The organism is Pontibacter ramchanderi, assembly GCF_002846395.1.
GTDB classification, from domain to species: Bacteria; Bacteroidota; Bacteroidia; order Cytophagales; family Hymenobacteraceae; genus Pontibacter; species Pontibacter ramchanderi.
In genome coordinates, this window is the sequence record NZ_PJMU01000002.1 from 815,708 (window position 1) to 841,003 (window position 25,296).

At 52.5% G+C, this 25,296-nt stretch carries 21 protein-coding genes; 9 read left to right on the top strand and 12 right to left on the bottom strand.

Annotated elements, in window-relative coordinates:
* Positions 1-49 precede the first annotated feature (49 nt).
* The 4 genes from BD749_RS10580 to BD749_RS10595 all read right to left on the bottom strand — a co-directional run bounded on the left by BD749_RS10580 (position 50) and on the right by BD749_RS10595 (position 3,719).
* Positions 50-826: a hypothetical protein gene (locus BD749_RS10580; protein ID WP_143741253.1), complete on the bottom strand. Its 777-nt coding sequence runs from the start codon at positions 824-826 to the stop codon at positions 50-52.
* Between the two features lie 220 nt (positions 827-1,046).
* Positions 1,047-2,129 (bottom strand): signal peptidase I, encoded by a 1,083-nt coding sequence (gene lepB, locus BD749_RS10585; RefSeq protein WP_101444305.1) that lies wholly within the window; start codon positions 2,127-2,129, stop codon positions 1,047-1,049.
* Positions 2,130-2,234: 105 nt separating this feature from the next.
* Entirely contained in the window at positions 2,235-2,663 is a 429-nt protein-coding gene (locus BD749_RS10590) for a DUF1810 domain-containing protein (protein ID WP_101444306.1), read from the bottom strand.
* Between the two features lie 9 nt (positions 2,664-2,672).
* Entirely contained in the window at positions 2,673-3,719 is a 1,047-nt protein-coding gene (locus BD749_RS10595; RefSeq protein ID WP_101444307.1) for a patatin-like phospholipase family protein, read from the bottom strand.
* 184 nt (positions 3,720-3,903) lie between these two features.
* On the opposite strand from BD749_RS10595, the gene BD749_RS10600 reads away from it, so the two are divergent.
* Positions 3,904-4,917 carry a zinc dependent phospholipase C family protein gene (locus BD749_RS10600; protein WP_101444308.1) on the top strand — a complete coding sequence of 338 codons (1,014 nt, stop codon included), beginning with the start codon at positions 3,904-3,906 and terminating at the stop codon, positions 4,915-4,917.
* A gap of 117 nt (positions 4,918-5,034) precedes the next feature.
* The gene (locus BD749_RS10605) at positions 5,035-6,603 is read left to right on the top strand and encodes a serine hydrolase (protein WP_101444309.1); all 1,569 of its coding nucleotides are present in this window, start codon (positions 5,035-5,037) and stop codon (positions 6,601-6,603) included.
* Between the two features lie 942 nt (positions 6,604-7,545).
* On the opposite strand, the gene ettA is transcribed toward BD749_RS10605, so the two are convergent.
* Entirely contained in the window at positions 7,546-9,216 is a 1,671-nt protein-coding gene (ettA, locus tag BD749_RS10610) for an energy-dependent translational throttle protein EttA (protein WP_101444310.1), read from the bottom strand.
* 366 nt (positions 9,217-9,582) lie between these two features.
* On the opposite strand from ettA, the gene BD749_RS10615 reads away from it, so the two are divergent.
* From BD749_RS10615 to BD749_RS10625, 3 genes are all read left to right on the top strand, one after another.
* Positions 9,583-10,896 (top strand): DUF349 domain-containing protein, encoded by a 1,314-nt coding sequence (locus BD749_RS10615; protein ID WP_101444311.1) that lies wholly within the window; start codon positions 9,583-9,585, stop codon positions 10,894-10,896.
* A 277-nt stretch (positions 10,897-11,173) separates the two neighbouring features.
* On the top strand, positions 11,174-11,395 hold the full coding sequence (locus tag BD749_RS10620; protein ID WP_007652164.1) for a DUF2795 domain-containing protein: 222 nt from the start codon (positions 11,174-11,176) through the stop codon (positions 11,393-11,395).
* 72 nt (positions 11,396-11,467) lie between these two features.
* Entirely contained in the window at positions 11,468-12,196 is a 729-nt protein-coding gene (locus BD749_RS10625; RefSeq protein WP_101444312.1) for an ABC transporter ATP-binding protein, read from the top strand.
* Here the strand turns inward: BD749_RS10625 and BD749_RS10630 are convergent.
* The 3 genes from BD749_RS10630 to queA form a co-directional block, all read right to left on the bottom strand.
* On the bottom strand, positions 12,193-12,885 hold the full coding sequence (locus BD749_RS10630) for a 2-C-methyl-D-erythritol 4-phosphate cytidylyltransferase (protein WP_101444313.1): 693 nt from the start codon (positions 12,883-12,885) through the stop codon (positions 12,193-12,195). The two genes, BD749_RS10625 and BD749_RS10630, sit on opposite strands and share 4 nt — an antisense overlap.
* 27 nt (positions 12,886-12,912) lie before the next feature.
* Positions 12,913-13,545: a CatB-related O-acetyltransferase gene (locus BD749_RS10635; protein WP_101444314.1), complete on the bottom strand. Its 633-nt coding sequence runs from the start codon at positions 13,543-13,545 to the stop codon at positions 12,913-12,915.
* Positions 13,546-13,638: 93 nt separating this feature from the next.
* Positions 13,639-14,685, bottom strand: a complete 1,047-nt coding sequence (gene queA, locus BD749_RS10640) for a tRNA preQ1(34) S-adenosylmethionine ribosyltransferase-isomerase QueA (RefSeq protein WP_101444315.1) — start codon at positions 14,683-14,685, stop codon at positions 13,639-13,641.
* A gap of 181 nt (positions 14,686-14,866) precedes the next feature.
* On the opposite strand from queA, the gene BD749_RS10645 reads away from it, so the two are divergent.
* A complete protein-coding gene (locus BD749_RS10645) occupies positions 14,867-16,114 on the top strand; it encodes an ABC transporter permease (protein WP_101444316.1) in 1,248 nt (415 codons plus the stop codon).
* A gap of 142 nt (positions 16,115-16,256) precedes the next feature.
* Positions 16,257-17,120 (top strand): LOG family protein, encoded by an 864-nt coding sequence (locus BD749_RS10650; protein ID WP_245869041.1) that lies wholly within the window; start codon positions 16,257-16,259, stop codon positions 17,118-17,120.
* Positions 17,121-17,217: 97 nt separating this feature from the next.
* On the opposite strand, the gene BD749_RS10655 is transcribed toward BD749_RS10650, so the two are convergent.
* The 4 genes from BD749_RS10655 to BD749_RS10670 are packed head-to-tail and all read right to left on the bottom strand — an operon-like array spanning position 17,218 to position 24,145.
* Entirely contained in the window at positions 17,218-19,299 is a 2,082-nt protein-coding gene (locus BD749_RS10655) for a hypothetical protein (protein ID WP_101444317.1), read from the bottom strand.
* 16 nt (positions 19,300-19,315) lie between these two features.
* The gene (locus tag BD749_RS10660) at positions 19,316-20,386 is read right to left on the bottom strand and encodes a DUF4249 domain-containing protein (protein WP_101444318.1); all 1,071 of its coding nucleotides are present in this window, start codon (positions 20,384-20,386) and stop codon (positions 19,316-19,318) included.
* Positions 20,387-20,408: 22 nt separating this feature from the next.
* A complete protein-coding gene (locus BD749_RS10665; protein ID WP_101444748.1) occupies positions 20,409-21,464 on the bottom strand; it encodes a DUF4249 domain-containing protein in 1,056 nt (351 codons plus the stop codon).
* Positions 21,464-24,145 carry a TonB-dependent receptor gene (locus tag BD749_RS10670; RefSeq protein ID WP_101444319.1) on the bottom strand — a complete coding sequence of 894 codons (2,682 nt, stop codon included), beginning with the start codon at positions 24,143-24,145 and terminating at the stop codon, positions 21,464-21,466. The genes BD749_RS10665 and BD749_RS10670 overlap by 1 nt, the downstream gene beginning before the upstream one ends.
* A gap of 186 nt (positions 24,146-24,331) precedes the next feature.
* Between BD749_RS10670 and BD749_RS10675 the strand changes: the two genes are divergently transcribed.
* Positions 24,332-24,727 carry a YidH family protein gene (locus BD749_RS10675; protein WP_101444320.1) on the top strand — a complete coding sequence of 132 codons (396 nt, stop codon included), beginning with the start codon at positions 24,332-24,334 and terminating at the stop codon, positions 24,725-24,727.
* A gap of 89 nt (positions 24,728-24,816) precedes the next feature.
* Entirely contained in the window at positions 24,817-25,200 is a 384-nt protein-coding gene (locus tag BD749_RS10680; RefSeq protein WP_101444321.1) for a YidH family protein, read from the top strand.
* The last annotated feature ends 96 nt before the right edge of the window (positions 25,201-25,296 follow it).

A 25,296-nucleotide genomic window follows, 5' to 3' on the forward strand; every position in this document is an offset into this window, starting at 1 on the left:
CTGCCCCAGAGATGAGGCAGGCGCTTTTTTTATACCTGAGGCCTAATGCCTACTCGGTAATAGTCACGGTATAGGTATCGTTCAACACAATTTTTTCGCCTTGGTGGTAGTCAAACTCCTGCCCCTTGGCTATTTCGCCTTCCTCAGCCTCCACAAGCTTTACCTGAACAGTCTTTGGCGTGCTGTAATCGCGGCTGTGGTACACCCCCAGAAACCCGTAATGGCTTGTCAATATCGGTGAGATTGTATTGGGCGGCAGCACAAAAACACCTTCGCTTGTTTCGTAGTCGGTGCCCATTTTGGCTGATCCGGAAAACGCGAGCTTTACGGTTTGAGGAAATTGAAAAAATCCGTTTACAGTTATAGGCAGGATCATGGCCGTCGAACCATCTTTGGAATTGACAACTATCGTTCTGGATGCAAAATCGGCAGGTATACCGAAGATGGGTTTCGGCGTTTTCTCCTCAAAGTTCAGCTTCATTTCCGTTTTGTGCTGGATGGCACCATTCTCATAAGCCATCACTTTCAGATCGAACGGACGGTTACCGCGGAACATGTTGTCTTCCACAGACTTCAGTCGTACCACCTTTTGCTTTTCGCCAGCCAGGAAAGGAATCCGGAGCAGCCGTACCGGCCTGTCAACGCCATACCTCCTGATCTGTATACTGTCTTTGCGCAGGCTGCTCTCAAAGAAATTAGGATACTCCCCTTCTACATCGCCATAATCCAGGTACAGGTATTTTATTTCGTCGTATTCCCGGTCCAGCTCAACTGTCACCTCCACTTCATCTCCCCCTTCCACCAGTGTCTGACTGTTACTAGACATACTTACCTGCATTTTAGCAGGAGCAACAGGTTCATCCCCCTTGCAGCTTGTTAGAAAAAGACTCAGGCACAAGCCCAGACAGAGTAATACTTTGGGTTTCATAGGCAGTAAATATTAGCGGTTAGAAAACATTGTTTTAAATATATATTTCTGAGAGACAGTGTTCTAACAAGCAATATCTATACCATATTCGCTATACTTTATATATTTCCACTGTAATTTACTCTATCCATCTGAAAAGCCTGTCCCAGCGTACTTTCCCGGACAGCGCGGCCTCGTCGTCCACGGAAAACCAGGTGAACAGCGGCTTGCCCACGATGTGGTTTTCCGGCACAAAACCCCAGTAGCGCGAGTCGAGGGAGTTGTGGCGGTTGTCGCCCATCATGAAGTAATAGTTCTGCTGAAAGGTATAGCGTTTCACTTCCTGCCCGTTCAGGTATAGCCTGCCGTCGCGTACTTCGGCTCTTTTGTTGTGCTCGTAGCTGAGGATGATTTTCTTGTAGAGCGGCAGCGTTTCGGGGGTGATGGCCACAGTGGCGCCCTGCTTCGGGATGTAGAGCGGGCCGTAGTGGTCACGGTTCCAGGCTTGGCTGCCGAAAATTCCCGGCTCTGCAGTGCCGGCTGGCATTTGCTGCAGCTCTACCTGCTGTATAAAATCGAGCGAGGCCAGCGCCTGTGCCTTGGCGGGGGTAGTGTGCAGCATGTAGCCGCCCGGCACAGGGTATAGGTCGGTGATGGCACGCTCCTGAAAGAACTTGGGCTGCAGCACCTTATCCGTGGCTACAAAGTAAGCGTACTGCATCTGCTCCGGGTTATTGAGTGGCTTGCCGTTCAGGTATACCTGCCGGCCGCGGACCTCGAGTATGTCCCCGGCTATACCTACGCAGCGCTTCACGTAGTGCGTGCGCAGGTCCAGCGGGTGCTCGTCCTCCACCGGCAGGTTAAACACCACAGGGTCGTTGCGCCTGATTTCGGAAAAGCCGGGCAGGCGGAGCGACTCCAGCTGCAGCGCATCAGAATAGGCAGGCAGATCGGTACCCCAGATGGTCTGGTGCGTGAGCAGCACCTGCAGCGGCGTTGTGGGCGTGCGGGGGCCGTAGTGCAGCTTGCTCACAAACAGGCGGTCGCCCACCAGCATCGACTTCTCCATGGAGGAGGTAGGGATGGCATAGGCCTCAAAAGTTGCCCACCGGAAAACCGTAGATACCACCACGGCAAACACCAGGGCATTTCCCCATTCGCGCAGGGCATTTTTTGGGGCTGGATTTTCCGTCTTTTTCTTCTTCCAGAATGGTAACTGCATGTGCTGAGTATAGTGGGTTTACTATACTCTAACTGCAGGAAGGGTGCTTACATTATACTTTATGCAAATAAAATTACAGGGCTATAGCTTACGGTGAGGGGTCCACTACAGTTTGTTCAGCAATTGCAGCGTTCTCTCGTCGGCTTTGCCGGCGTAGTACTTGTCCAGCACAGCTTTAAACACAGAGTCTAGCTCTGGCACGGCGGCAAAAAGCGTCATGCTGGAGCGAAGCTTGAGATCGTCGGGGTTACCCAATATCTGGTTAGCAGTTTTCCCCTCCAGCGCCAGCATGGCCTTGGAAATTTCGATTAGCCTCGGCCCCAGCACAGGGTGTTGCAGGTATAGCTCAGCTTCGGTTAAGTCTTTAATGGCATAGAAGCGGGCCGTCTCGCTGTAGCCCAGGCCCTGCAGCTGCGGGAAGATGAACCACATCCAGTGGCTGCGCTTGCGGCCGCTCTTTATTTCGGACAGGGCCTGCTCGTAGCTAGTGGACTGGGCATCGAGGAAGCGGTTGAGGCTATCGTGTGTTTTCATATCAGATCGTTAGTGGTTACGCTGACCGTGGTTACTACAGGTACGCAACAGGTAGATGGCCGTATACGCTCGGCCGCTTTGCACCAGGCTGTTTTTCTCTTCTTTTGACATCTTTCGGATGCGGGGGCTCATGCCCACCGACGAAACGGAGATCGTCCGCGCCCAGTCCGCTTCGGTCAGCTCATGGCGGTTCAGGTTCTCGAGCACCAGGGTATAGAGCGCCGCGACATAATCGTTCAGGCTCCGAATTTCGAGCGGCACCAACTCTCGAGTCGTAGCATCGTTCTCAATCTGCAGGTCCGAGTCAATCCGCACACCCACGGTACCAGGGTCGGGCACTCGGTGGCTTTTCCCTGTCGAGTCCGTCTCAAAGGTGTCGAACAGGGTAATGGGGAAATTGCCGATGATGCCGCCGTCCACGACCACGTCCAGTTGCTGCCCTGCGGTCGGCTTTTTATACACCGCCCCCTCGCTGTCGATAAATACGGCCTTGAAGTAGAGCGGGATAGAGATCGATATCCTGACCGCGTCTTTCACTTTCATGTTCGGGTAGTTCTCTTTGGAAAAGACGAGCAGCTTCTGTCTGTTCAGGCTTGTTGCCGTAATATACAGTTCCTTATACCCCTGGGCGCTCAGTTCCTGAAAGGTAATATCTGGATTACCTGTTTTGGCCTCGATCAGTTTGCCGGTCCAGTCCGTGAACCGATCCCCGCGGTACCACCCGTATACGCTGTTCATGCGCGCAAAGCCCCCAATAAACATAAAGCGGCCGTCGTTAAATTTTCGGAACTGTGTCGAGGAGATGATATCGGCTATCTCTTCGGCTGAATAACCCAGCGAGAGCATCATGGCCGTCATGGCTCCAGCCGAGGTGCCACCTACTTTCTCTATACCTTGCAGCTTGCCCTGCCGCTCCAGTTCGTCGATCACGCCCGCATAGGCAATGCCCCGTATACCTGCCCCCTCAAAAGCCAGGTTCCTGATCTGGCAGTTTTGGCCGCATACCTGCGTAGTAAATAAGTAGAGGATAATGGCGAGTAAGGCAGCATGTTTCATAGGGGTAGTGAACTTATTCTACAGACTACATAAGCACAGGCCGCAGAACAGGCGCTTTGTGAGTTATCACTTTCAAGTAGTTAAGTAGGTATAGCGAATGCGAAGCGGCACAGCATAAGCTAGGTTAATAGCGGCGATTCTTCTGACAATATACAAATTCCCCAATTCTCCGTACACCGCAGGTATGGCTTTCCGACAAATCGCTGTATTGCTTCTCCTTGCGTTCGTGCTGCCGCTCACCGGGTATGGCTGGGGCTTCTTTGCACACCAGCGCATCAACCGGCTAGCCGTCTATACCTTGCCACCCGAAATGGTGGGCTTCTACAAAAAGCATATCCGCTACATCACGGAGAATGCCGTGAACCCGGACCGCCGCCGCTATGCCGTAGCAGGCGAGGCACCACGTCACTACATCGACCTGGACGTGTACGGCGACAGCGCCCTGTATAAAATGCCCCGCTACTGGCAGCAGGCCGTGGAACGGTATGGGGAGGATACGCTGATGGCGCACGGCATCGTGCCCTGGCATATCAACCGCATGAAATTTCAGCTTACGCAGGCGTTCAAAGACCGCAACCTCGACCAGATCCTGCGCCTCTCGGCTGACATGGGCCACTACATTGCCGATGCCTGCGTACCGCTGCACACCACCCGCAACTACAACGGCCAACTCACAGGTCAGCGCGGCATCCATGCCTTCTGGGAAAGCCGTCTGCCCGAACTGCTCTCCGACAACTACGACTTCTTTGTGGGACCAGCGAAATACATCGAACAGCCGCAGCTTAAGGCCTGGGAAATTGTTGCCAGTGCCCACATGGCCCTCGACTCGGTGCTCAGTTTTGAGCGGGAACTGACTCTGGCGTTTGACGAAGAGAAGAAATACAGCTATGAAGTGCGCGGCAATATGACCACGCGGGTTTACTCCAGAGAGTTTTCAGAGGCTTACCATCGCAGACTGAACGGACAGGTGGAGCGGCAGATGCGCCTGGCCATCCACACGGTGGCCAGCTACTGGTTCACGGCCTGGGTCGATGCGGGCCAGCCCGATTTGCGGCAGCTGTCCCCCAACCTGTCGGCAGAAGAACTGGAGCGCCTGCGCATGGAGTTGAAGGAGTATGAGCAAGGACCGCACCTGCCCCGCGAAGAGGGTGATGCCCACCTGCACCGCAACCTCTGGATTTCGGGCCGCAGGGAGTGACCTTGCGGGTATACCTGACAGATTTCCAGAACTGTTGCCTATACAAGAACGGGCAGGCTATGTTATGTGAAACATCTAAAATTCCCTATCTTGCCTGTCTAACACACTCACCTGCTTATGAACTATACCTTTACCCTTTTTAGGCGCTTTGCGCTGTTCCTATCGCTTGTCGCTGTCGTTAGCCTGCAGGCGTCGGCCCAACAAAATACAGCCGCCACCCTTCAGAAACTCGACGCCTATTATCAAAAAGCCCTCAAAGACTGGGACGTACCCGGTATGGCCATTGCCATCGTGCGGAACGACTCGGTGATCTTTGCCAAAGGCTATGGCGTACGCGACCTCAAAACAGGCGGTCAGGTAGACGCCAACACCGTGTTTGGCATCGCCTCCAACTCCAAGGCCTACACCGCTGCCGCACTAGGTATACTGGTGGACGAGGGCAAGCTCAACTGGAACGATAAGGTAACAAAGCACCTGCCCTGGCTGCAACTCTACGACCCTTACGTGACGCAGGAGCTAAACATCAAAGACCTGCTGAGCCACCGCGCTGGCTACCGTACCTTTAGCGGCGATTTGCTCTGGTACAACACCACCTATAGCCGCCGCGAAATTCTGGAGCGTGCCCGTCACCTCAAGCCTGCATACAGCTTCCGCGATGGTTACGGCTACTCCAATATCATGTTCATTGCCGCTGGCGAGGTGATTGAGGCCATATCGGGCCAGACCTGGGAGGATTTTATCAAGCAGCGCTTCTTCTCTCCGTTAAGCATGAACCGCTCCTATACCTCCGTGAACGAGCTGGCTGGCAAAGACAACGTCGCTTCTCCGCATGGCTTCGACGAGAAGCATAAGCCTTACCCGACTACCTTTACGGCCTGGGACAACTGGAACCCGGCGGCAGGTATCTTCACAAGCGTGAGCCAACAGGCCCAGTGGATGCGCCTGCAGTTGAACCGCGGTACTTACAAAGGCCAGAAGATCTTCAGCGAAGACGCCAGCGGCATGATGTGGACCGCCCACAATGCCCTGCCCATTTCCAAGCAAGCCGAAACCAACGTGCCCTCCACACACTTTTCGGCAGCCGGCCTGGGCTGGATGATGAATGATTATGAGGGGCGCAAGATACTGGCGCACGGTGGTGGCCACGAGGGCATGAACAGCCGCACGGTGCTGGTGCCCGAAGAGAACCTCGGCATCGTCATCCTGACCAACAGCATGAGCAGCATCATGTCGCCGCTGGCCAACTACACCCTGGACCAGTTCTTCGGGGTGCAGAATGGCCGCGACTGGAGCCAGACCTCGCTCGACAACATGGCCAAGGCACGCAAAGCGCAGGAAGAGGCTGCCGCCAAAGCCGCCAAAGAAAAGCCGCGCAAAAGCAAACCAACTATGGACCTGGAGGCCTACGCGGGTACCTATACCAGTCCGCTGTATGGCGACGCCACCATCAGGGTGCAGAACAAACAGCTGGTGCTGGACTTAGCCCCTGCCCCAGCCCTGGGCGGCAAGCTCACGCACTGGCAGCACGACATCTTCGACCTGGAGTGGAAAAACAACTTCGCCCTGCTTACTCCTACCAAGGTACGCTTTATTGTAGGATCAGACGGAAAGATCGCGGAGATGCGACTCGACGCCAATAACCCTGACTTCCACTTCAGTGAGCTGGAATTCAGGAAGGTGAAGTAAGCGGCCATACCACGAAAAACAGCGGGGCCATACCTGAATTCAGGTATGGCCCCGCTGTTTTTCGTGTAGAAACTTAATAAGCTACAATCACGGAAACAATGCTAGCTACTGCGAAATATCCAGCAATAACAATGTAAGCGAGTGCATCTTCATCAAAGTAAAGTTTTTTCATGAGTGACAACCTTTTAAATGTTAGAAATGCTTTAAAATACCTTTGGCTGTCTTTGTATTTCTTTACGATTATTGCACTCGAAAGTTGTTACCTTATGCTATAACATAACTATACTATATTCAGATATATAAATGTAACCAAATAGTCAGTTTTCAGGCTTTTATCTCTTGAACCCCATTGAATTTGGATACGAAAACTACTCAGTTTTAACCACTATTTTTATTGAACTATTTTTAGCCAACAACTTAAAACAGAAGAGGCAGCACCTCAGCGGTGCTGCCTCTCAGTAAATTATGATGCTTAAGCTAATCTAGGCTACTGCTACCAGCAAGCTGCTAATGGCACATCCTGCCAAAAAGTAAACAGCAACAATTACATTAGCCATTGTTTCACTAAGGGTAAATTTTTTCATGACAATAGAAGGTTTTAATGTTTAGGTTGGACTTTATTATTGTAAGCATAAAAAAATTCACTTCAAGAATAATATTGTTCTATTATTTCTAGAAGACCGTGCAAATGAATATAAATTAATTCTAATAAGCAAATTTATTTATATATTATTTGATAAATATAGTTGCTTAAATACAAATCACATTTATGAACACTTTACATAGTGCAAATTAAAATTAGCTTATCTGATTTTTAAGGAAATTATTAATTGTTTTAGTACAATTAATAATTTCCTTAAAAAAATAATCCCCTGCTAACCAAATAGTTAACAGGGGATCAGACAAAGACTTATGACTTAACCTGCAGAGCAGGTGGCTGGGTTATACCAATTTTTTGTAACGGATACGCTTTGGCTCTATGTCGCCCATGCGCTTCTTCTTGTTCTCTTCGTAGTCGGTGTAGTTACCTTCGAACCAGTATACCTGTGAGTCACCTTCGAATGCCAGGATGTGCGTACAGATACGGTCCAGGAACCAGCGGTCGTGCGAGATGATCACAGCACAGCCAGCAAAGTTCTCCAAGGCATCCTCCAATGCGCGGATTGCGTTCACGTCCAGGTCGTTGGTTGGTTCGTCCAGCAGCAATAGGTTACCGCCCTCTTTCAAGGTCATGGCCAGGTGTACGCGGTTGCGCTCACCACCCGACAGCTTCTCCACTTTCTTCTCCTGATCACCGCCTGAGAAGTTGAACTTACTTACATAGGCACGGGAGTTAACCTGGCGGCCGGCCATCATCATGTGCTCCGTTCCGCCAGAGATCACCTCAAACACCGATTTGCTCGGATCCAAGTTCGCATGCTCCTGGTCTACATAAGAGATCTGCACCGTAGAGCCAACTGTAAACTCACCAGCGTCCGGTTTTTCCTGACCTGTGATCAGCTTGAACAAAGTGGTTTTACCAGCACCGTTCGGCCCGATGATACCCACGATACCACCCTGTGGCAGGGAGAAGTTCAGGTTTTCGAACAACAGCTTGTCGCCGTAGGCCTTGCTGATGTTATGGGCCTCAATAACCTGCGCCCCCAGACGCGGGCCATCCGGTATAAAGAGCTCCAGCTTTTCTTCTTTCTTAGAGGCCTCTTCGCTAGCCAGCTTATCATACTGACTAATACGGGCCTTCGACTTGGCGTGGCGGGCTTTCGGGGCCATACGCACCCACTCCAACTCGCGCTGAAGGGTTTTCTGGCGCTTGCTCTCTGTTTTCTCTTCCTTGGCCAGTCGACTGGCTTTCTGCTCCAGCCAGCTGCTGTAGTTGCCTTTCCACGGAATGCCCTCGCCGCGGTCCAGCTCAAGAATCCAGCCAGCCACGTTGTCTAGGAAGTAACGGTCGTGGGTTACGGCAATCACAGTGCCTTTGTAGTGCTGCAGGTGCTGCTCCAGCCAGTCCACAGACTCGGCGTCCAGGTGGTTGGTCGGTTCGTCGAGCAGGAGTACGTCCGGCTCCTGCAGTAGCAAGCGGCAAAGGGCCACGCGACGCTTCTCACCACCCGACAGGTTGCCGATCACGGCATCTTCCGGCGGGGTGCGCAGGGCATCCATAGCACGCTCCAGGCGGTTGTCCAGCTCCCAGGCGTTGAGTTGGTCCAGACGCTCCTGTACCTCTCCCTGGCGCTCAATGAGCTTGTTCATCTCATCGTCGGTCATCTCCTCACCAAATTTCATATTGATCTCGTCGAATTCCTTCAACAAGCCAACTACTTCGCTCACGCCTTCCTCTACTACTTCGCGCACAGTTTTGGTCGGGTCCAGCTGCGGCTCCTGCTCCAGGTAACCCACTGTATAACCTGGCGACCATACCACTTCGCCGCGGATCTCTTTGTCCACGCCGGCAATGATCTTGAGCAGGCTCGACTTACCAGAGCCGTTCAGACCCAGCACACCGATTTTGGCGCCGTAAAAAAAGGAGAGGTAGATATTTTTGAGTACTTGTTTCTGTGGCGGGTAGATCTTGCTGACCCCGGCCATGGAGAAAATAATAGTTTCGTTGCTCATTTTCCTGTATATCAGTTTAGTGCCGTCTGCCGACAGCAATTTTAATTCATGTAAAAACGGCATTTAAGGCAAGCCGTCCGACAAATGCGCCCGGTTTGGCCATTATTTGTGTCGACAATTACAAATATCGTAAAAATTCATGTGTTTATGGTTCACAAAAGTGCTTTGAAATCACTAAACTTGTAGAAAAACTGTATGGGAGAAGTCCGCACAGACTTATCATAGCACCAAGTCAGGTTACTTTCAGAAGACGTTTGCGCCTAAACAGCAGACTGTCAACGCTACACCCTGACTTGCGTATGCTAAGGTTAGTCTAAATTTTGGACCCTTTGCCCTTTTATGTTCCGATTCTAACCCGATCCTTAAATGGAAAACAACGACCTATTGGAAGAAGCCAAAAAGTATGGCTTTATTCAGGACCAGCAAGTATGGCTGAAAGCTTTTATGACTTACCCCGACCGCAAGGTAGGCGAAGTGAAAGAATCAGAAGATGACTCGCTGGTTTATTTTGCCAGGCGCTTTCACATGTTTAGCGATAAAGTTAACGCCCTGCTCGAGCGCATCGCAGCTTCCGAGAACAAAGGCTCTTTCCTGATGAAGGTGCTGCACATGAAAGACCAGGTGGGTAACTACGACGCGCTGGGTGATTTTGAGGCGATCTACCATACCCTGAGCAAGGCCGAGGAGGAGATCAACGAGACCATCAAGCAAAACCGCGAAAAGAACCTGAACATTAAGATCGGGCTCATACAGGAGGCAGAGGCACTGCAGGACAGCCTAGAGTGGAAAGAAACCTCAGATAAAATGAAGGAGCTCCGTGCCACCTGGATCAAAACAGGCCCTGTGGAGAAAGAGCTCACCGATGAAATAGAGGAACGCTTTAAAACGGCGCTGGAAGCTTTCTTTGAGCGCAAGAAGTCTTTCTTCAACGATAAGAAACAGATGCAGAACCGCACCTACGACAGGTATAGAGACTTGATCGCAAAGTCGGTGGCACTGCAAAACTCGGAGGAGTGGGAAGCTACCACAGCCAAACTGAAGGACCTGCAGACGCAGTGGAAGCAGATTGGCGGCTCGCTGCCACGCGCTACGACGAACAAGCTGTGGACGGAGTTCAGAAAAGCGCACAACCACTTTTTTGAGCGCCTCAAAGTAAAGATCACGAACGAGAAGACCGACTCGAAAGAGAAATACTACGATACCAACCTGGAGCGCAAGCAGGAACTGGTAAGCCAGGCCGAGCAACTGCTTCAGCAAAACAGCCTGAACGACGCCGTGAAGCGCGCCAAGGAACTGCAGGCAGAGTGGAAAAAAGTTGGGCCTGTGCGCCCGGATGTTTCGGATGCGATCTGGGAGCGCTTTATCAAGGCCTGCGACCGCGTGTTTGAAATGAGCAGCCTGGAGCACTACATTCGCAAGCGCCAGCAAAACGCCAACGAAACCTACGGCCACGAGGAAGGACTGCACGCCCGCATCAATGCCCTGCGCGATTTCATTAAGTCGGACCGTCAGGAGTTGGAGGTACTTGAATCGAACCTGGGCAAACTGAGTGAGGCACCGAGCAACGACTCGTTCCGCAGCATGCTTTTAGGCAAGATCCGCAACTTTAACCGCAAGATTACAACAAAGCAGGCCCTGATCGAGGTATTTCAGGAGCAGCTGAGCACAATTAATAAATAGATAAATTAAGATTTAACTATATATTTTAGGGAAGCGCCTATTGCGAATGCGATAGGCGCTTTTTATATTTACATACAGCCCGATTAAAGAGGATTGCAGTAAAAATAGGAGGCTAAAAAAGTTTGACCCAAAATGAACATTTGCAGTGTATTTGCGTTGTTTTGGTAAAAACAATCACAAAAAGCAATAAATATTTCAAAAAAATTTTAGTTTGTGAATTAATTCATACTTTTGCGAACTTATTTTTCAAACGCCATTATTTAAGGAGACACATACTATGTATTGGACACTGGAATTAGCATCATACCTGGAGGACGCACCTTGGCCAGCAACTAAAGACGAGCTGATTGACTACTCTATTCGCTCAGGCGCCCCAATGGAGGTGGTAGAGAACCTGCAGGCACTTGAAGATGACGGACAGCCTTACGAGAACATCGAGGAGATCTGGCCTGACTATCCTACCAAAGAAGACTTCATGTTCAACGAAGACGAGTACTAATTAATGATGAATTAAATAATGACTAATGAGTAATCAATCTCATATTATTCATTAATCACTATTCATTACTCATTGAGCAGCGTCGTTGAAGTAAAAAATCTGGTTGCGGGTTATGAGCATCGTACTCTGATCCGCAACCTTTCTTTTTCTGTGCCAGCGCAGGCCTTCGTGGCTATTATAGGCCACAACGGAGCCGGCAAAACAACGCTTTTCCGCGCTTTCCAGCAAAAAATCCCTTACCAGGGACAGCTCCTGCTACAGGGCCAGGACCTGCGCCACACTAAAGATGCGGCCGCCTCGGGTCTGCTCTCATACCTTCCCCAAAAGAACATTGTCTCTTTCTCCATCAGCGTGCTTGACCTGGTGGTGATGGGCCTCTTCCGTAAGAAGAGCTTTTTTGAGAATTACACCGCCCAGGATTATGAGCAGGCTCGCGCTATCCTGGCGCAACTGGAGCTAACACACCTGCAGGAACAGGATTTTACGACCTTGTCGGGGGGAGAACAGCAAATGGTATGGCTGGCGCAACTCATGCTGCAGGATGCAGACGTGGTGCTGCTCGACGAGCCTACCCAGCAACTGGATGTGTACTACAAGAAGCAGGTGTTCCAACTGTTGCAGCAATGGGTACAGCAAAAAGGCAAAACAGTGTTCTGCATAACACATGACCTATACAACCTGCAACCTATGCAAGGCTACCTGCTCAACCTCTCCAAACCCGACCCCACACTTGAGCTGCTTTCTCCGGAAACGGTGCAGCAGAACCAGGACTACCTCGAAGCACAGCGCATTGTCCGTTAAGGCAGTGATTTAAACTGCTTCACAAGCACTTCGGCCAACAGCAGGTCTTCCGGCGTCGTGATCTTGATATTGCTATAGCTGCCCTCCACCAGTGCTATACCTGCGCCCAACTGCTCTACTACCGAAGCATCGTCCGTAAAGTACTCCTGCTCGGGTTGTTCGTATGCTTCCTTCAGAAGGCTAGCCTTGAAGCACTGAGGCGTCTGCACCAACTTATACCTGGTGCGGGGCACAGCACGGCTCCCATCCTCAGTCAGCTCCCGGATAGAGTCTTTTGGTGAAACGGCCACCACGGCAGTTCCCGACTCGGCTGCCTGCTCGAAGGCTGCCTTGATGATGCCTGTGCTCACGAATGGTCGAACGCCGTCGTGCACCGCTACAAGCGCCTCACCCTGCACGGCAGCCAACCCGTTCTTCACAGAGCCAAAGCGTGTCTTGCCACCCGCCACTGCCATATGGAAAACAGGAAACTTATGTTGCTTGCACAGGTTACGCCATACCTGCAGTTGGTCCTCGGGCAACACCACGACTATCCGTAAATTGGGATTATAGGCATAGAACCGCTCGATGGTGTGCATTAGAATAGGCTTGCCGGCCAGTTCAATGAATTGTTTGGGCAAACTGTGCTGCATGCGGCTGCCCGTCCCACCGGCTACGATAATGGCGTATTCTTGCAAGGCTTTTTCCATGTGATGGCTAACTCTATATAATCTCTGCTACTGGCAATCAGCCAGGCGGGATACATCTGCTGAAGAAATGAAAGCTAAGTTCCGGGTAATTTTTTCTACACTCCAGTTCCACCAGGCAATCTGGAGCAGTTGCGCTATCTCGCTTTCCGGGAAACGCATCTTCACCACCTGCGCCGGGTTCCCAGCCACAATCGCGTAATCGGGCACATCCTTGGTAACCACGGCTTTGGTGGCTACAATGGCTCCGCTCCCGATCTTTACTCCAGGCATGATCACCGCTTCGTAACCAATCCATACATCGTTTCCTACCACAGTATCGCCTTTGTAAGGATAGTGGTCTGCTCCATCATCCGCTCGTTCCCACCCATTTGCGAAAATCTCAAAAGGGTATGTCGAGACGGGTCTGGTCTCATGATTACCTCCATTCATGATGAATTTCGCACCCGAGGCAATGGCGCAGAACTTTCCGATGCGAAGTTTGTCTCCTATAAAATCGAAATGGTACAGCACATTCTTCTCGAAATTGTGCGGGTTCTCCATGTCGTGGTAATAGGTATAGTCGCCCACTTCTATGTTGGGGTTCCGGATGATGTTCTTCAGGAAAACCAAGTTGTTGTGGTGCGGAAGCGGAAACGGATTATTTGGATCTGGACCGGTCATACAGGCTGGTTTAGATGTAGATGAAGCTGCTGCAAAGAAAGCAAAAAGCCCCGACTTTGGAGGCCGGGGCTTTTCTAAAACTTATACCTGCGCTTACAGAATCAGCATTACGTCGCCGTAGCTGAAGAAGCGGTATTTCTCTTTCACGGCCTCTTCGTAGGCTTTCATCACCAGTTCGTAACCACCAAAGGCTGCCGTCATCATCAACAGTGTGCTCTCCGGCATGTGGAAGTTTGTCACCAGCGCATTGGCGATCTTGAAGTCGTATGGAGGGAAGATAAAACGGTCAGTCCATCCCTCGTTAGGCTTCAGGCGGTTGCTGGCCGACACCGACGACTCCAGCGCACGCATGGTGGTCGTACCGATAGCGCACACGCGCTTCTTGTTGTCCAGGGCTTTGTTCACCATCTCAGCTGTCTCGGCTGGCACCATGAAGTTCTCTGAGTCCATCTTATGCTTGGTCAGGTCCTCCACATCCACCGGGCGGAAAGTACCCAGGCCCACGTGCAGCGTCAGCGGCGTCACGTCCACTCCTTTGATCTCGAGGCGCTTCAGTACCTCTCTTGTAAAGTGCAGGCCGGCAGTTGGGGCAGCCACGGCTCCTACGTTTTTGGCATACACGGTCTGGTAACGCTCCTTGTCTTCCGGCTCGGCTTCGCGCTTGATGTACTTCGGAAGCGGTGTCTCACCCAGCTCGTTGATGGTCTTGTAAAACTCCTCGTCCGGACCGTCGAACAAGAACTTGATCGTGCGGCCACGTGACGTGGTATTGTCTATTACTTCAGCCACCAGGTCGCTCTCGCCAAAGTAGAGTTTATTGCCAACGCGGATTTTACGGGCAGGGTCAACCAGCACGTCCCACAGGTGGATGTCCTTGTTGAGCTCACGCAGCAGGAACACCTCGATCTTGGCGCCGGTTTTCTCCTTGTTGCCATAGAGGCGGGCAGGGAACACCTTGGTATCATTTACAACCATCACATCGCCTTCATCAAAATACTCCAGGATGTCTTTGAAGATGCGATGCTCAATCTTGCCCGAATCGCGGTGCACCACCATCATGCGCGACTCGTCGCGGTTAGCGGATGGGTGTGTGGCTAACAGGCTTTCAGGGAGCTCAAACTTAAATTCTGATAACTTCATACTTTTTATATTACAGTATAAATCGTGCTGACTTCGTGCGGTCTGTACAGGTATAATGCCAGCTTTCTAAAAAATCGGCATGGCCTACCCATGATACAATTAAAAAATCAAACCGCAAATTTACTTAGTTTGCCCGAAATATTCTTACTTTTAAGAAAATTACTTTGCCCTAAGCCAAACTATGATCTACCTCCGCCTTATAGCTGAAAGTTTCCGCTTTGCATGGCAGGCCTTGCGTGCCAACCTGCTCCGGACGATTCTATCCCTGCTGGGCGTTACAATAGGTATTTTCGCCATCATTTCGGTTTTTACGCTGGTCGATTCGCTGGAGCGGAACGTGCGCGACAGCATGAGCTTTATCGGCGACAAGGTACTGTATGTGGAGAAGTGGCCCTGGAGCTTTGGCGGCGAATACCCGTGGTGGAAGTACTTTAAGCGGCCGCAGCCCAACACCCACGAATACCGGTTGCTGGACCGCAACCTGACAAATGATGCGGGCGTGGCCATATTTGCCAACAGGGGTCGCTCGCTGTTCAAGCATCGCAACAACAGCTACAAAGACGCCGGCCTGATGGGCGTGACCTACGATTACAACAAGGTAACCGAGATACCGGTGGCCGAGGGCCGCTACTTCGTGCCGCAGGAGGTTGACGCAGCCCGCAATGTGATGATCATTGGCGATGAGGTGGCCAGCACGCTATACCCGGGCCAGTCGGCCATCGGGCAGGAGCTTCGGGTAAGCGGACATAAGTTCACGGTGATAGGCGTTATGGAGAAGCAGGGCGAAAGCATGTTCGGGATGCCTAACTTCGACCAGATGGGAATTATACCTTATGGGGCGTTCAGCAAGATGTACGCCACGGGCCCCAATGGCATTGGCTCGACTATAGCCGTAAAAGGCCGCGACGACGATGTGGGGTTGCTGGAACTGGAGTATGAGGTGCGCGGCATGATGCGCAACATCCGGGGCCTGAAACCGCGCGACGAGGACAGCTTTGCCATTAACCGCCCCGAAATGGCGACCCAGGCCGTGACAGGTCTGTTCCAGGTGATCGGGTTGGCCGGCTGGGTCATCGGTGGGTTTGCAATTCTGGTGGGCGGCTTCGGCATCGCCAACATCATGTTCGTGTCGGTGAAGGAGCGGACCAACATCATCGGTATACAAAAATCGCTGGGCGCTAAAAACTATTTCATCCTGTTCCAGTTCTTGTTCGAGTCCGTGTTTCTGAGCGTTATTGGGGGTGGCATTGGCATCCTGCTGGTGTTCCTGCTCACGCTCATACCGCAGGACATGATGAAGATTTCGCTCTCGATGGGCAACATTATTCTGGGTCTGGGCGTATCGGCGGTCATAGGTATGCTGTCGGGTATTATTCCGGCAGTGCTTGCTTCCAACTTAGATCCGGTGATTGCGATCCGCTCAAAATAGAACAAGACACAACCGTGGCTGCACCGTTTTCTTCTCCACACTGCAGCCGCACACCCTTAAAATTATTTATTAACTGAAGAAGGCGCCTCCGGATGGTTGCGCCGCAGGAGGCCTGCCTCCTGAAGAAGACGAAGAAAGATTTATGACAAAGCTTAGAAAGACAAGCAAAACAAAACTCAACGACGAGTCACACAACACCGGCAGCGGACAGACGATCCTGAACCCGGACGTAAACGAAAATAAAGCGAAATCCATCACAGACCTGCGTGAGGCCGGGCAGGTGCAAGCGCCACCCGCTTCTGAGGAGGACATCAAGATCCGGAAGGCCTTTGTAGACAAAGACTGGAACGAGATCAAGATCGCCGACTCGTGGCAGATATTCAAGGTAATGTCGGAATTCGTGGAAGGCTTCGAGAAGCTGGCCAAGATCGGCCCTTGCGTTTCGATTTTCGGATCGGCCCGCACCAAAAGCACGCACAAGTACTACATGATGGCCGAGGAAATCGCCGCCAAGCTGGTGCGCCACGGGTATGGTGTCATCACGGGTGGTGGCCCGGGTATTATGGAGGCCGGTAACAAAGGCGCGCACTCAGAGGGCGGTAAATCGGTGGGCCTGAACATTCACCTGCCGTTCGAGCAGTTCAATAACATCTATATCGACTCCGACAAACTCATCAACTTCGACTATTTCTTTGTGCGCAAAGTGATGTTTGTGAAGTACGCCCAGGGCTTCATTGTGATGCCAGGCGGCTTTGGCACACTCGACGAGCTGTTTGAGGCGATCACCCTGATCCAGACCAAGAAGATCGGTGCATTCCCGATCGTACTGGTGGGCCGCGAATACTGGGGCGGACTGATGCAGTGGGTGGAGGACGTGATGCTCAAAGTAGAAAGCAACATCAGCGCTGAAGACCTGGACCTGGTGCACATCGTAGACGACCCTACAGAAGCCGTGAAAGTGATCGACGACTTTTACAGCAAATACCTGCTGTCTCCAAACTTCTAAGATTCTATACCTACAAAAAATGCCCCACCGGAAACAGTGGGGCATTTTTTTTCAGCTATTTTACCGACACCTGCTAGTTCTCAGTGTTATGGTGGCTTTAGTTTAGCAGTTTTACCTCAAACAAACTGTTTCCGCTAATAGGTATACCTGCTGCGGTCTGCCCCTGTATTTTTATCTCGAACACGCCTGTCTCGTCGGAGGTATAGAACGTGAACGAAGCGCTTCCGTCGGCTTCGGTTGGCAGGTATGGCTGCCAGTGCAGTAGTTGCCGGAAGTCTGGAAGTTGGGCCTGCATATTGCCCGGGGCGGGAACTACAAAGTTTCGTGGCAGGCTGAACTGCTCATAGAGCACTGGCAGGCCTTTGTCTCGGAGCCTATCACGCGCCTCGCCGCTTTTGGTGTAGACGGCAAACATCCCGTTATCAACAAGGCGCCCCAGATTACCGGCGTATAACTTCTCTTCTGACCAGGCAAGCTCAATTGAGGCAATGTCGTTCAAGTCAAGCGCCATGATCTCGTCCATGTTTTCCAGCATTACACCGTCGAGCAGGTATAGCGGCTCCTCTTTCATCATGCGCTTGGTTCCGGGAGCCACATAAAGCAGCCGCACGGTCTGCCTGCCCTTCTTCTTGCGCATGCGCAGGTTAGTCGTCACCTCCCGGATAGCTTCTTCCACATCCTGAAAAGCAATATATTCGTCCAGCTTAAACACCCTGTCGGCTGGTAGCCGTGGCAGCGGAGACGTAGCATGTGGTTCAGTCAGGCCATAGATGTCATGGATATTGGTGCGGGTATAGTGCTTCAGAGCGATGTTTACTACATGAGGCGGCAGCGCCTTTACAAAAGCAGAGTCCATCTGTTTGGAAAATGCCACTTGTTGGTAAGGACCTTTGATACCTTCCTGCCGCATGGGTTCCACCAAAGTCTCTCTGGTAAAGCGGGCTACGGTTTCGCTTTTCGCGATAGCCTGCCAAAGCTCATTGTCGGCGTTATGCTCTTGCCGGACCCAGTTTGCCTGCACCGAACCGTCTGGCTGCTGAAGCACTGCCCGTTGTGCCGCTACCGAAGCCGTGAGCAGCGAGGTGGGCGGCAGACCTTTTACAGTAACGGTTACCTGCTGGCGTGTACCATACTGCTTTTGGTCGGTCTGCACTGCTATACCTGTTGCACGTGATATCATGACCCGCTGCTCGGCCTCTACCAGCCCCCCAGTGTTTAGCAGCAGCAACCTACATGCCGGGTGCGCAGCATCGGACCAAGGTATGGTGACTGTCTCTGAACCCGCCACATGCTGAGCAAAGTATACCTTTCCTGCCGCCGCAGCCACCAGCACATGACCGATTTGCGATAGGCCACGCACTTTTACCTGTATACCTTCTTCGCTTACGCCACTTACCGCCAGGCTTACACCTTGCTGCTTTGGCTTGGGGAGCACTACCTGTTGTGGGGCATAGCCTGTTGCCTGCAGCTGCGCAATCAGTTCCTGCTGTGCTGTGGCTGCCAGATTAAACACGGCTATACCTGTCGCGTCGCTTTTAAAAGTGGTGATGACCTGCCCGGAAGTATCGGTTACTGTGCCCTGGGCGGCTATACCTATACCGGCTGCATTGGTTACGTTAGCCACTATTTTTGTAGGCACGTCTGCTGCCCATGCGCCCGACTCTGGATAGAAGCGCACCTGCAGTGGTTTGGCAGCTCCCGGGCGTCCTTCCAGGGCTTTCACTTCGCCGGCATTTACAATTGTGAGCTGCTCCTGCCAGTGCTGGCCTGCACTGAAGTTTCTCATCCAGTTGGTGGCGGCCCGTAGCGTATACCTGCCGGAAGACATCTCGCTGGGCAGCAGGAAATCTCCCTGTGCTTTTCCTTCCTCCAGCACCAAGCGCTGGTTGACTAGGGTATTGCCCTTTGCATCCAGCAACTCTACATAAAGTACCCGGCTTGCTGGTGTAGCCGAGTTCTTGCGCACAGCGGCACTGAACCAGAGACGCTCGCCCGCCATGTACCAGGGTTGGCCATGCACCAGTTGCACCTGCTCGTCAGAGAGTTGGCGCTGAACCTGTGCGGCAGCTGCTTTCGCCACTTGCTCCTGCTGTGCAAAAGCAGGAAAACTAAGCAAAGGCGTTATGGCCAGTAGCAGTTTTACTGTCTGTTTGTGGATGCTGTTTTGGAGTATATGCATTAGATCAAATCAAAGTTTAGAAGCCGATCGGCCTTACGTTGGTTACATTGGGGTATAAGAAGGTATAGCGACAGTCGCCGAGTGGCAGCTCGTAGGGCAGGCCGGGGAAAGGCGCGTAAAACATGCGCTGTATCACAATAAAATCTTCTACCATGGCAGAAGCGGTGAAGTAGCCCACTACCCGCTCCCCAGGGTTTGTGACACTGTACATATTGCCATTGATGCGTGCCGGAGGCGGGTCGAAGATACTGCCCACGCTGGTTTGCTGCTCATTGAACAGGCGCCAGAATTCATAGGCCTCGCCGGTCAGGGAAAACTGCCGGATCTTGATGCGGTATTTGGTGGGGATATCAGCTGGCACGACCACCACAGGCTGCTCAAAGTAGCGTCCGTTGAACAGCCTGTCATTATTGGCCACTACTTTGGTATTGATGCTACCCATGTTGGCCCAGCACACGGATGGCACCGGCACATCACCTGTATTGGTATAAAACTCAAACACGCCTTCTGTATCCCAGCGGTAAAAATTGCCTCGCTCTGGCGGGTCCTGCACTTGGGCCTTCACCTCAAAACCCACCGACCGGCGCTCGATCAGCACACCCGCCGAGTTGCGCACGACATCTACAAACTGCTTAAACTCATAGCTTATACCTTGGATGGCCGGCACCGGGCGCACCGCTTCCGGACGCGATGCATACTCCCGACCGTCAGGTAAGGTAATGTGCAAGGTATAGCTTCTGCCGTGCTCCACCTGAAAGTCGCTTTCCTGTAGCGTATACACGCCGGTTCTGCCTTCCTCATATAAAGGCATGCTGTTGCCTAGATTATCCTGCACCGTGACCGTGGCATTGTGCACACGCTCCACTATCACCTGTTGGTTTTCGCTATCGAACGGGGCGGTCCAGGTGAGGGCGACTTTGTTCAGTTCCGGATTGTTCTGGTCTGTGATCATACCGCTTACCACCAGCGACTGCTGCACCTCGCCTGTTTGGAGCTCAAAAGGATCCACACAGGCTTGCAACAGGACGACGGCAAGCAGCATAGTCCATTGCCGGATTTGATGATAGGTATTCTTTACTCGATGCATGGTATGGCAATCAAATTAAAACTTAAAAACCCGCCGGCTTCATGGCGGTGCTGTTCGGAAACAGCGACCGGCAGTCACGCGGTGGGGCCACAAAAGGCGGTTCGTATGGCCCGCTCCGGAAAGGAGCATGCACGGCCCGGTTAATCAGCAATCCTTTTTCGCTTATACCCGATGCCCCAAAATACCCGATCACTTCTTCTCCGGGGTTGCTCAGGCTGTAGAGGTTGCCCCGTATTTTGGCCGGTGGTGGATCAAAGATGCTGCCCACACTGGATTGCTGCTGCTCAAAAAGTCGCCAGAACTCATGCGCCTGCTCCGTCAGGGCGTACTGCCGCACCCTGACCAGGTACTTGGTGGGCATATCAGCAGGGAGCACTACCACTGTCTGCTTATGTATGTTGCCATTGAAAAGTCTGTCGTTGGCGGTAACAGCTCTTCCCGTCACACGCCCGACAAAAGACCAGCATTGGGTAGCAGGTATAGGTATAACATCCGGAGCCCGGCTAAAATACTCAAACACACCCGTGGCATCCCAGCGGTAGTAATTGCTTTTGCCGGCAGGGTCTTGCACAGTGGCGTATACCTCAAAGCCGTCGGTGGTCTGCTCTACCAGTTCGCCGCTGCCATTCTTGACTACCTCGGTGAACTCTTTGAAGGTATAGCTGACCTGCTCCATTTGTGGTGACGGCTGTAAAAGCTCAGGGGCCGACTCATACTCCCGGCCGTCCTGCAACTTGATGTAGAGCCGATACTGCTGACCGGCCTCCCCTGCCATGTATTGAGGCAGAAAATAAACGCCACGCTCCCCTTCAATCAGTTGAAAGCCTGTACCCCGGTTATCCAGAATCTTTACAGAAGCTCCTAACACGGGTCTGTTGTACACTACCTTGCTTTCGCCGTCAAAGGGTTCTGACCAGGAGAGGCTCACTTTGTTAAGGCTCTCGTCGGATTGATCTGTTATCAGCCCGCTCACTACTAGTTTAGGTTCCGTTTCCCCAGTCTGTATCACAATCGGGTCGATGCAGGAGGCCATCCCTATACCGGTCAAAGCCACCAACCAACTTAACAGCCGTCTCATCATCGGGTGATCTTGAAATTGTAGGTAATGGCCGGCACTGCCGAGCCGATCACTGACAGTCGGTAGGCCTGCGGAATGGTGCCACCATAGGCAGGCTTAAAGAACACCGAGTATGGGTTCTTGCGGCCATACACATTGTACACCGAGAATGCCCAGCTGCTCACCCAGTTTGCGTTTCGCTTGTTAGTGCCGTCTATCACAAAGGCCAGGTCCAGGCGGTGGTAGTCCGGTATGCGGTGCTGGTTGCGGTCGCTGTAGTTTACCATCAGCAGGCCATCGATATAGCCCACTGACTCAGGATAGGTGATCGGCCTGCCGGTGCTATAGGTGAAGTTCGCCGATAGGCTGATCAGCCTGGATAACTGTTGGTTCAGGACCAGGGTGAGATCGTGCGGTTTGTCGAAGTTAGCCGGAAAAAAGTTGCCGTCGTTGATGCGCTCCTCGGGCGTAGGGCCATTTACGCGGCGCAGCGACCTGGAGTAGGTATAGCTGGCCCAACCTGTCAGTTTTTTGCCTTTGCGGCGCATCATCAGTTCCAGACCGTAGGCTTTGCCCTCACCTGGCAACAGGTCGGCGTCGAGCGTGCTGTTGAGCAGCAACCGGGCACCATCTTTATACTCTACCAGGTCGTGTAGTTTTTTGTAGTAGGCCTCTGCTGAGAGCTCAATGGTGTTATCCTGCAGATTTTTGAAGAAGCCGAGCGCCACCTGGTCGCCGAGCTGCGGACGCAGGTTGGGGTTGCTCGTTTTCCAGATGTCTACCGGCGAGGCGGCTGTTGTGTTCGAAATCAGGTGGATGTACTGCGCCATGCGGTTGTAGCCCAGCTTCACCGAGCTGTTCTCGCTTAAGCTTATTTTAAGGGATGCCCGCGGCTCAAAATTGCCATACTGCTGTATCACCCCGCCGTTGCTGTAGCTCAGCGTGTCGATGATGCTGGACTCGCGTCGCGGTGACTCCGGATCGTAGACATACACATCACCCGGCCCCAGGTTGTAGTAAGAAGAGTAGCGCAGTCCATAGCTGATCGATATTCTGGGATTGAGCACGTATTCATGGTCCAGGTACAGCGCTGCTTCGATGGAGCGCTCGTGTGGCATGTTGACGGGTAGCAGGCTGGACTGCTCCGAACCCGGTGTAAGCGTGCCCGGGCTAAACTGATACCAGGAGGACGAAGCACCCAACCCTAGCTTATGCTGCGCGGAGGGTTCAAAATTCAGGTCGGCCCGGATCTGCTTGTACTTTATTTCGGAGTCGAGGGTATAGCTGTAGGGTTCTGTTTCGGCCTTTACGCCATAATCATAATCCCCCACGACGCCGGTTACGCTCGACAACAGCTTGTCGCTGAAGGTATGGTTCCAACGGGCAGTGGCGGTGCCGGTGCCCCAGGTATAGGTGGTGTCAGCCCCAAAGCGGAAACCGTCGCGACTCAGGTAGCCTGACAGCATCAACTGGTCTTTGGCGCTGATCGTATAGTCTACCTTGGCATTGAAATCATAAAAATAGCCGTCGCTGTCGCGCACAGACTTATCAGGCACGTAGCGTAGCGCCAGCCCGGGATAAGCGCCGCGGGCCCCAAGCACGAAGGAAGCCTTGTCTTTCAAAAGCGGCGCCTCTACCATCAGGCGGCTGGCGAGCAAACCGATGCCCCCGCTTAGGATGGGAGCCTTTTTGTTGCCTTCTTTTAATTCCACGTCCAGTACCGAAGAGATGCGTCCGCCATAGCGAGCAGGTATGCCCCCGCGGTACAAGGTCACGTCCTGCACCATATCCGGATTGAAAACAGAGAAGAAGCCAAATAAATGGGACGCACTGAAAAGCGGCGCCTGGTCCTGCAGGATCAAATTCTGGTCGATGCTGCCACCCCGTACGTTGAAGCCGCTGGCCCCCTCACCTACGGTGGTCACACCTGGCAATGCGATCACGCTGCGCAACACATCCACTTCTCCCAGGAAATTAGGCATCTTGCGCACCTCCTGAATCGATAGGCGGGCCACTCCCATCTCCAGGCTCTCGACATTGTGATCAGGCGCTTTGGCCGATACCTCTACTTCCCGCAGTTGGTTACTTACCTCGAACAACTCCACCTGCATGGTGCGGCTCTGCTGCAAACTAACCCGGCGCTGGTCCTCTACCATGCCAATGGCCCGCACCCGCAAGGTATAGTTGCCAGCTGGCACCGCCAAGGTATACCTGCCCTGCTCGTCAGCCACAGTGCCTTTTCCCAGCTCCAAGATCAGCACGGTGGCTCCAATGAACGGCTCGCCAGTTTTGGCATTGCGCACTTGTCCACTCAGGGTCACGATGCGTTCCGACGCCTGTCCCGGCACCGCTTCAGATGGCACAGTATCGGACCGGAACACGGAGGCGGCGGACAGGGGCACCAACACGACGGTCTGGTCATCATAGAGCACAAACGAGAGACGGGCTTTTCCCAGGAGCTTTTGTATTGCGCTGGCAAGTGGCTCCTGGCTGAAATTCTCCGTTATCTGCACGCCTTCTACCCACTCCGGCTGGTAAAAAACTCGCAATCGGTGCTTCTGCTGCAGATCCTGCAGTACGGCCGTCAGCGGTTGATTCTGGTAACTGGCTGTAATGCGGCGCTGTTCGGTGCTCTGCGCCCAGGTATGGCCTGAGAGCAACAACAGCAGAGCAAGCAGAAAATAGTGGTAGCGTCTTCTCATAAATCAGGGATGCGGTTGGCGTGGGTGAGCAGCAGGTATAGGAATAGCCCGTTTGCACCATAGCAATATATAGTTTTAACATTGGATTTGAAAATTTTGGTAAACGCCATACCTCAAAGCTTCTCTTCCCGGGCTTTTACCTTCGGGCAGCAGAATCGTACATAATAACTGGAGGGCCACTTGCCTATGTCAGACGAGGACAAAGAGACAATCAGGAAGCTCAAGAAAAAACTTAAAGTACAGGAGCAGAAGAACGCTGAGATACGTGACCACATGGCGGCCGAACGCACGATTTTCGCCAACGAGCGCACACTCATGGCCTACCTGCGCACGGCCATGACCATCTCGGTAGGCGGTTTTGTGGCTATCAAGCTTTCCGACGATCTATACCTGGACATAATTGGTGTTATTTTAATCCCGATCGGCGTTATACTCGCAATTTACAGCTTCGTCAGGTATAGGCGCAAGCAGCGCATCATTGAGGGGCACCACCAGGACTACTGCCCCACCAGCCACGAACACGAGCGGGCACACAATGAGCTGCCCCAGCCCGGCGGAAACGGCAAGCAGACCTCTGCTTAGCGCAAAAAGACCAACTGGCAGCTTCACGACTGGTAAGCGCTGCGCTCTTCGTCGTATTTGTTTAGTATATTTCTCAAAAAAAGGAATAAATGCAGGTGCCCCAGCAAGACGAAATCAAAAGGCTCAAGAAGAAAATCAGGAAGCTGGAGAAGAAGAACTCGGAGATACGCGACGAGATGGCCATACAGCGTACCATCTTCGCCAACGAGCGTACCCTCATGGCGTATTTACGGACCGCCATTGCGCTTATTGCCGGTGGCTTTGCCGCTATCAAGCTTTCCAACCATGTGTATATGACGATTATGGGCCTTGCCCTGATGCCGGTTGGCGTGCTGCTGGCAGTCTACAGCTTTGTGCGCTACCTTGGCAAGCAAAAGCTGATCAAACGTCACTGGCAAAGCTACGAACCCACCAGCCATCACCACGAAACACTGTACGAAAAGCAGGCCTCACGCTATGGGAACATAGATTGAGGCAGATGCTAAGGATAATTGCTGAAAGCTAAACCATTTAGCGCTGATCGCTGTTAAGAAGGGTTAGCATCCTCGAGTCCGAAGGCGCTGATATTT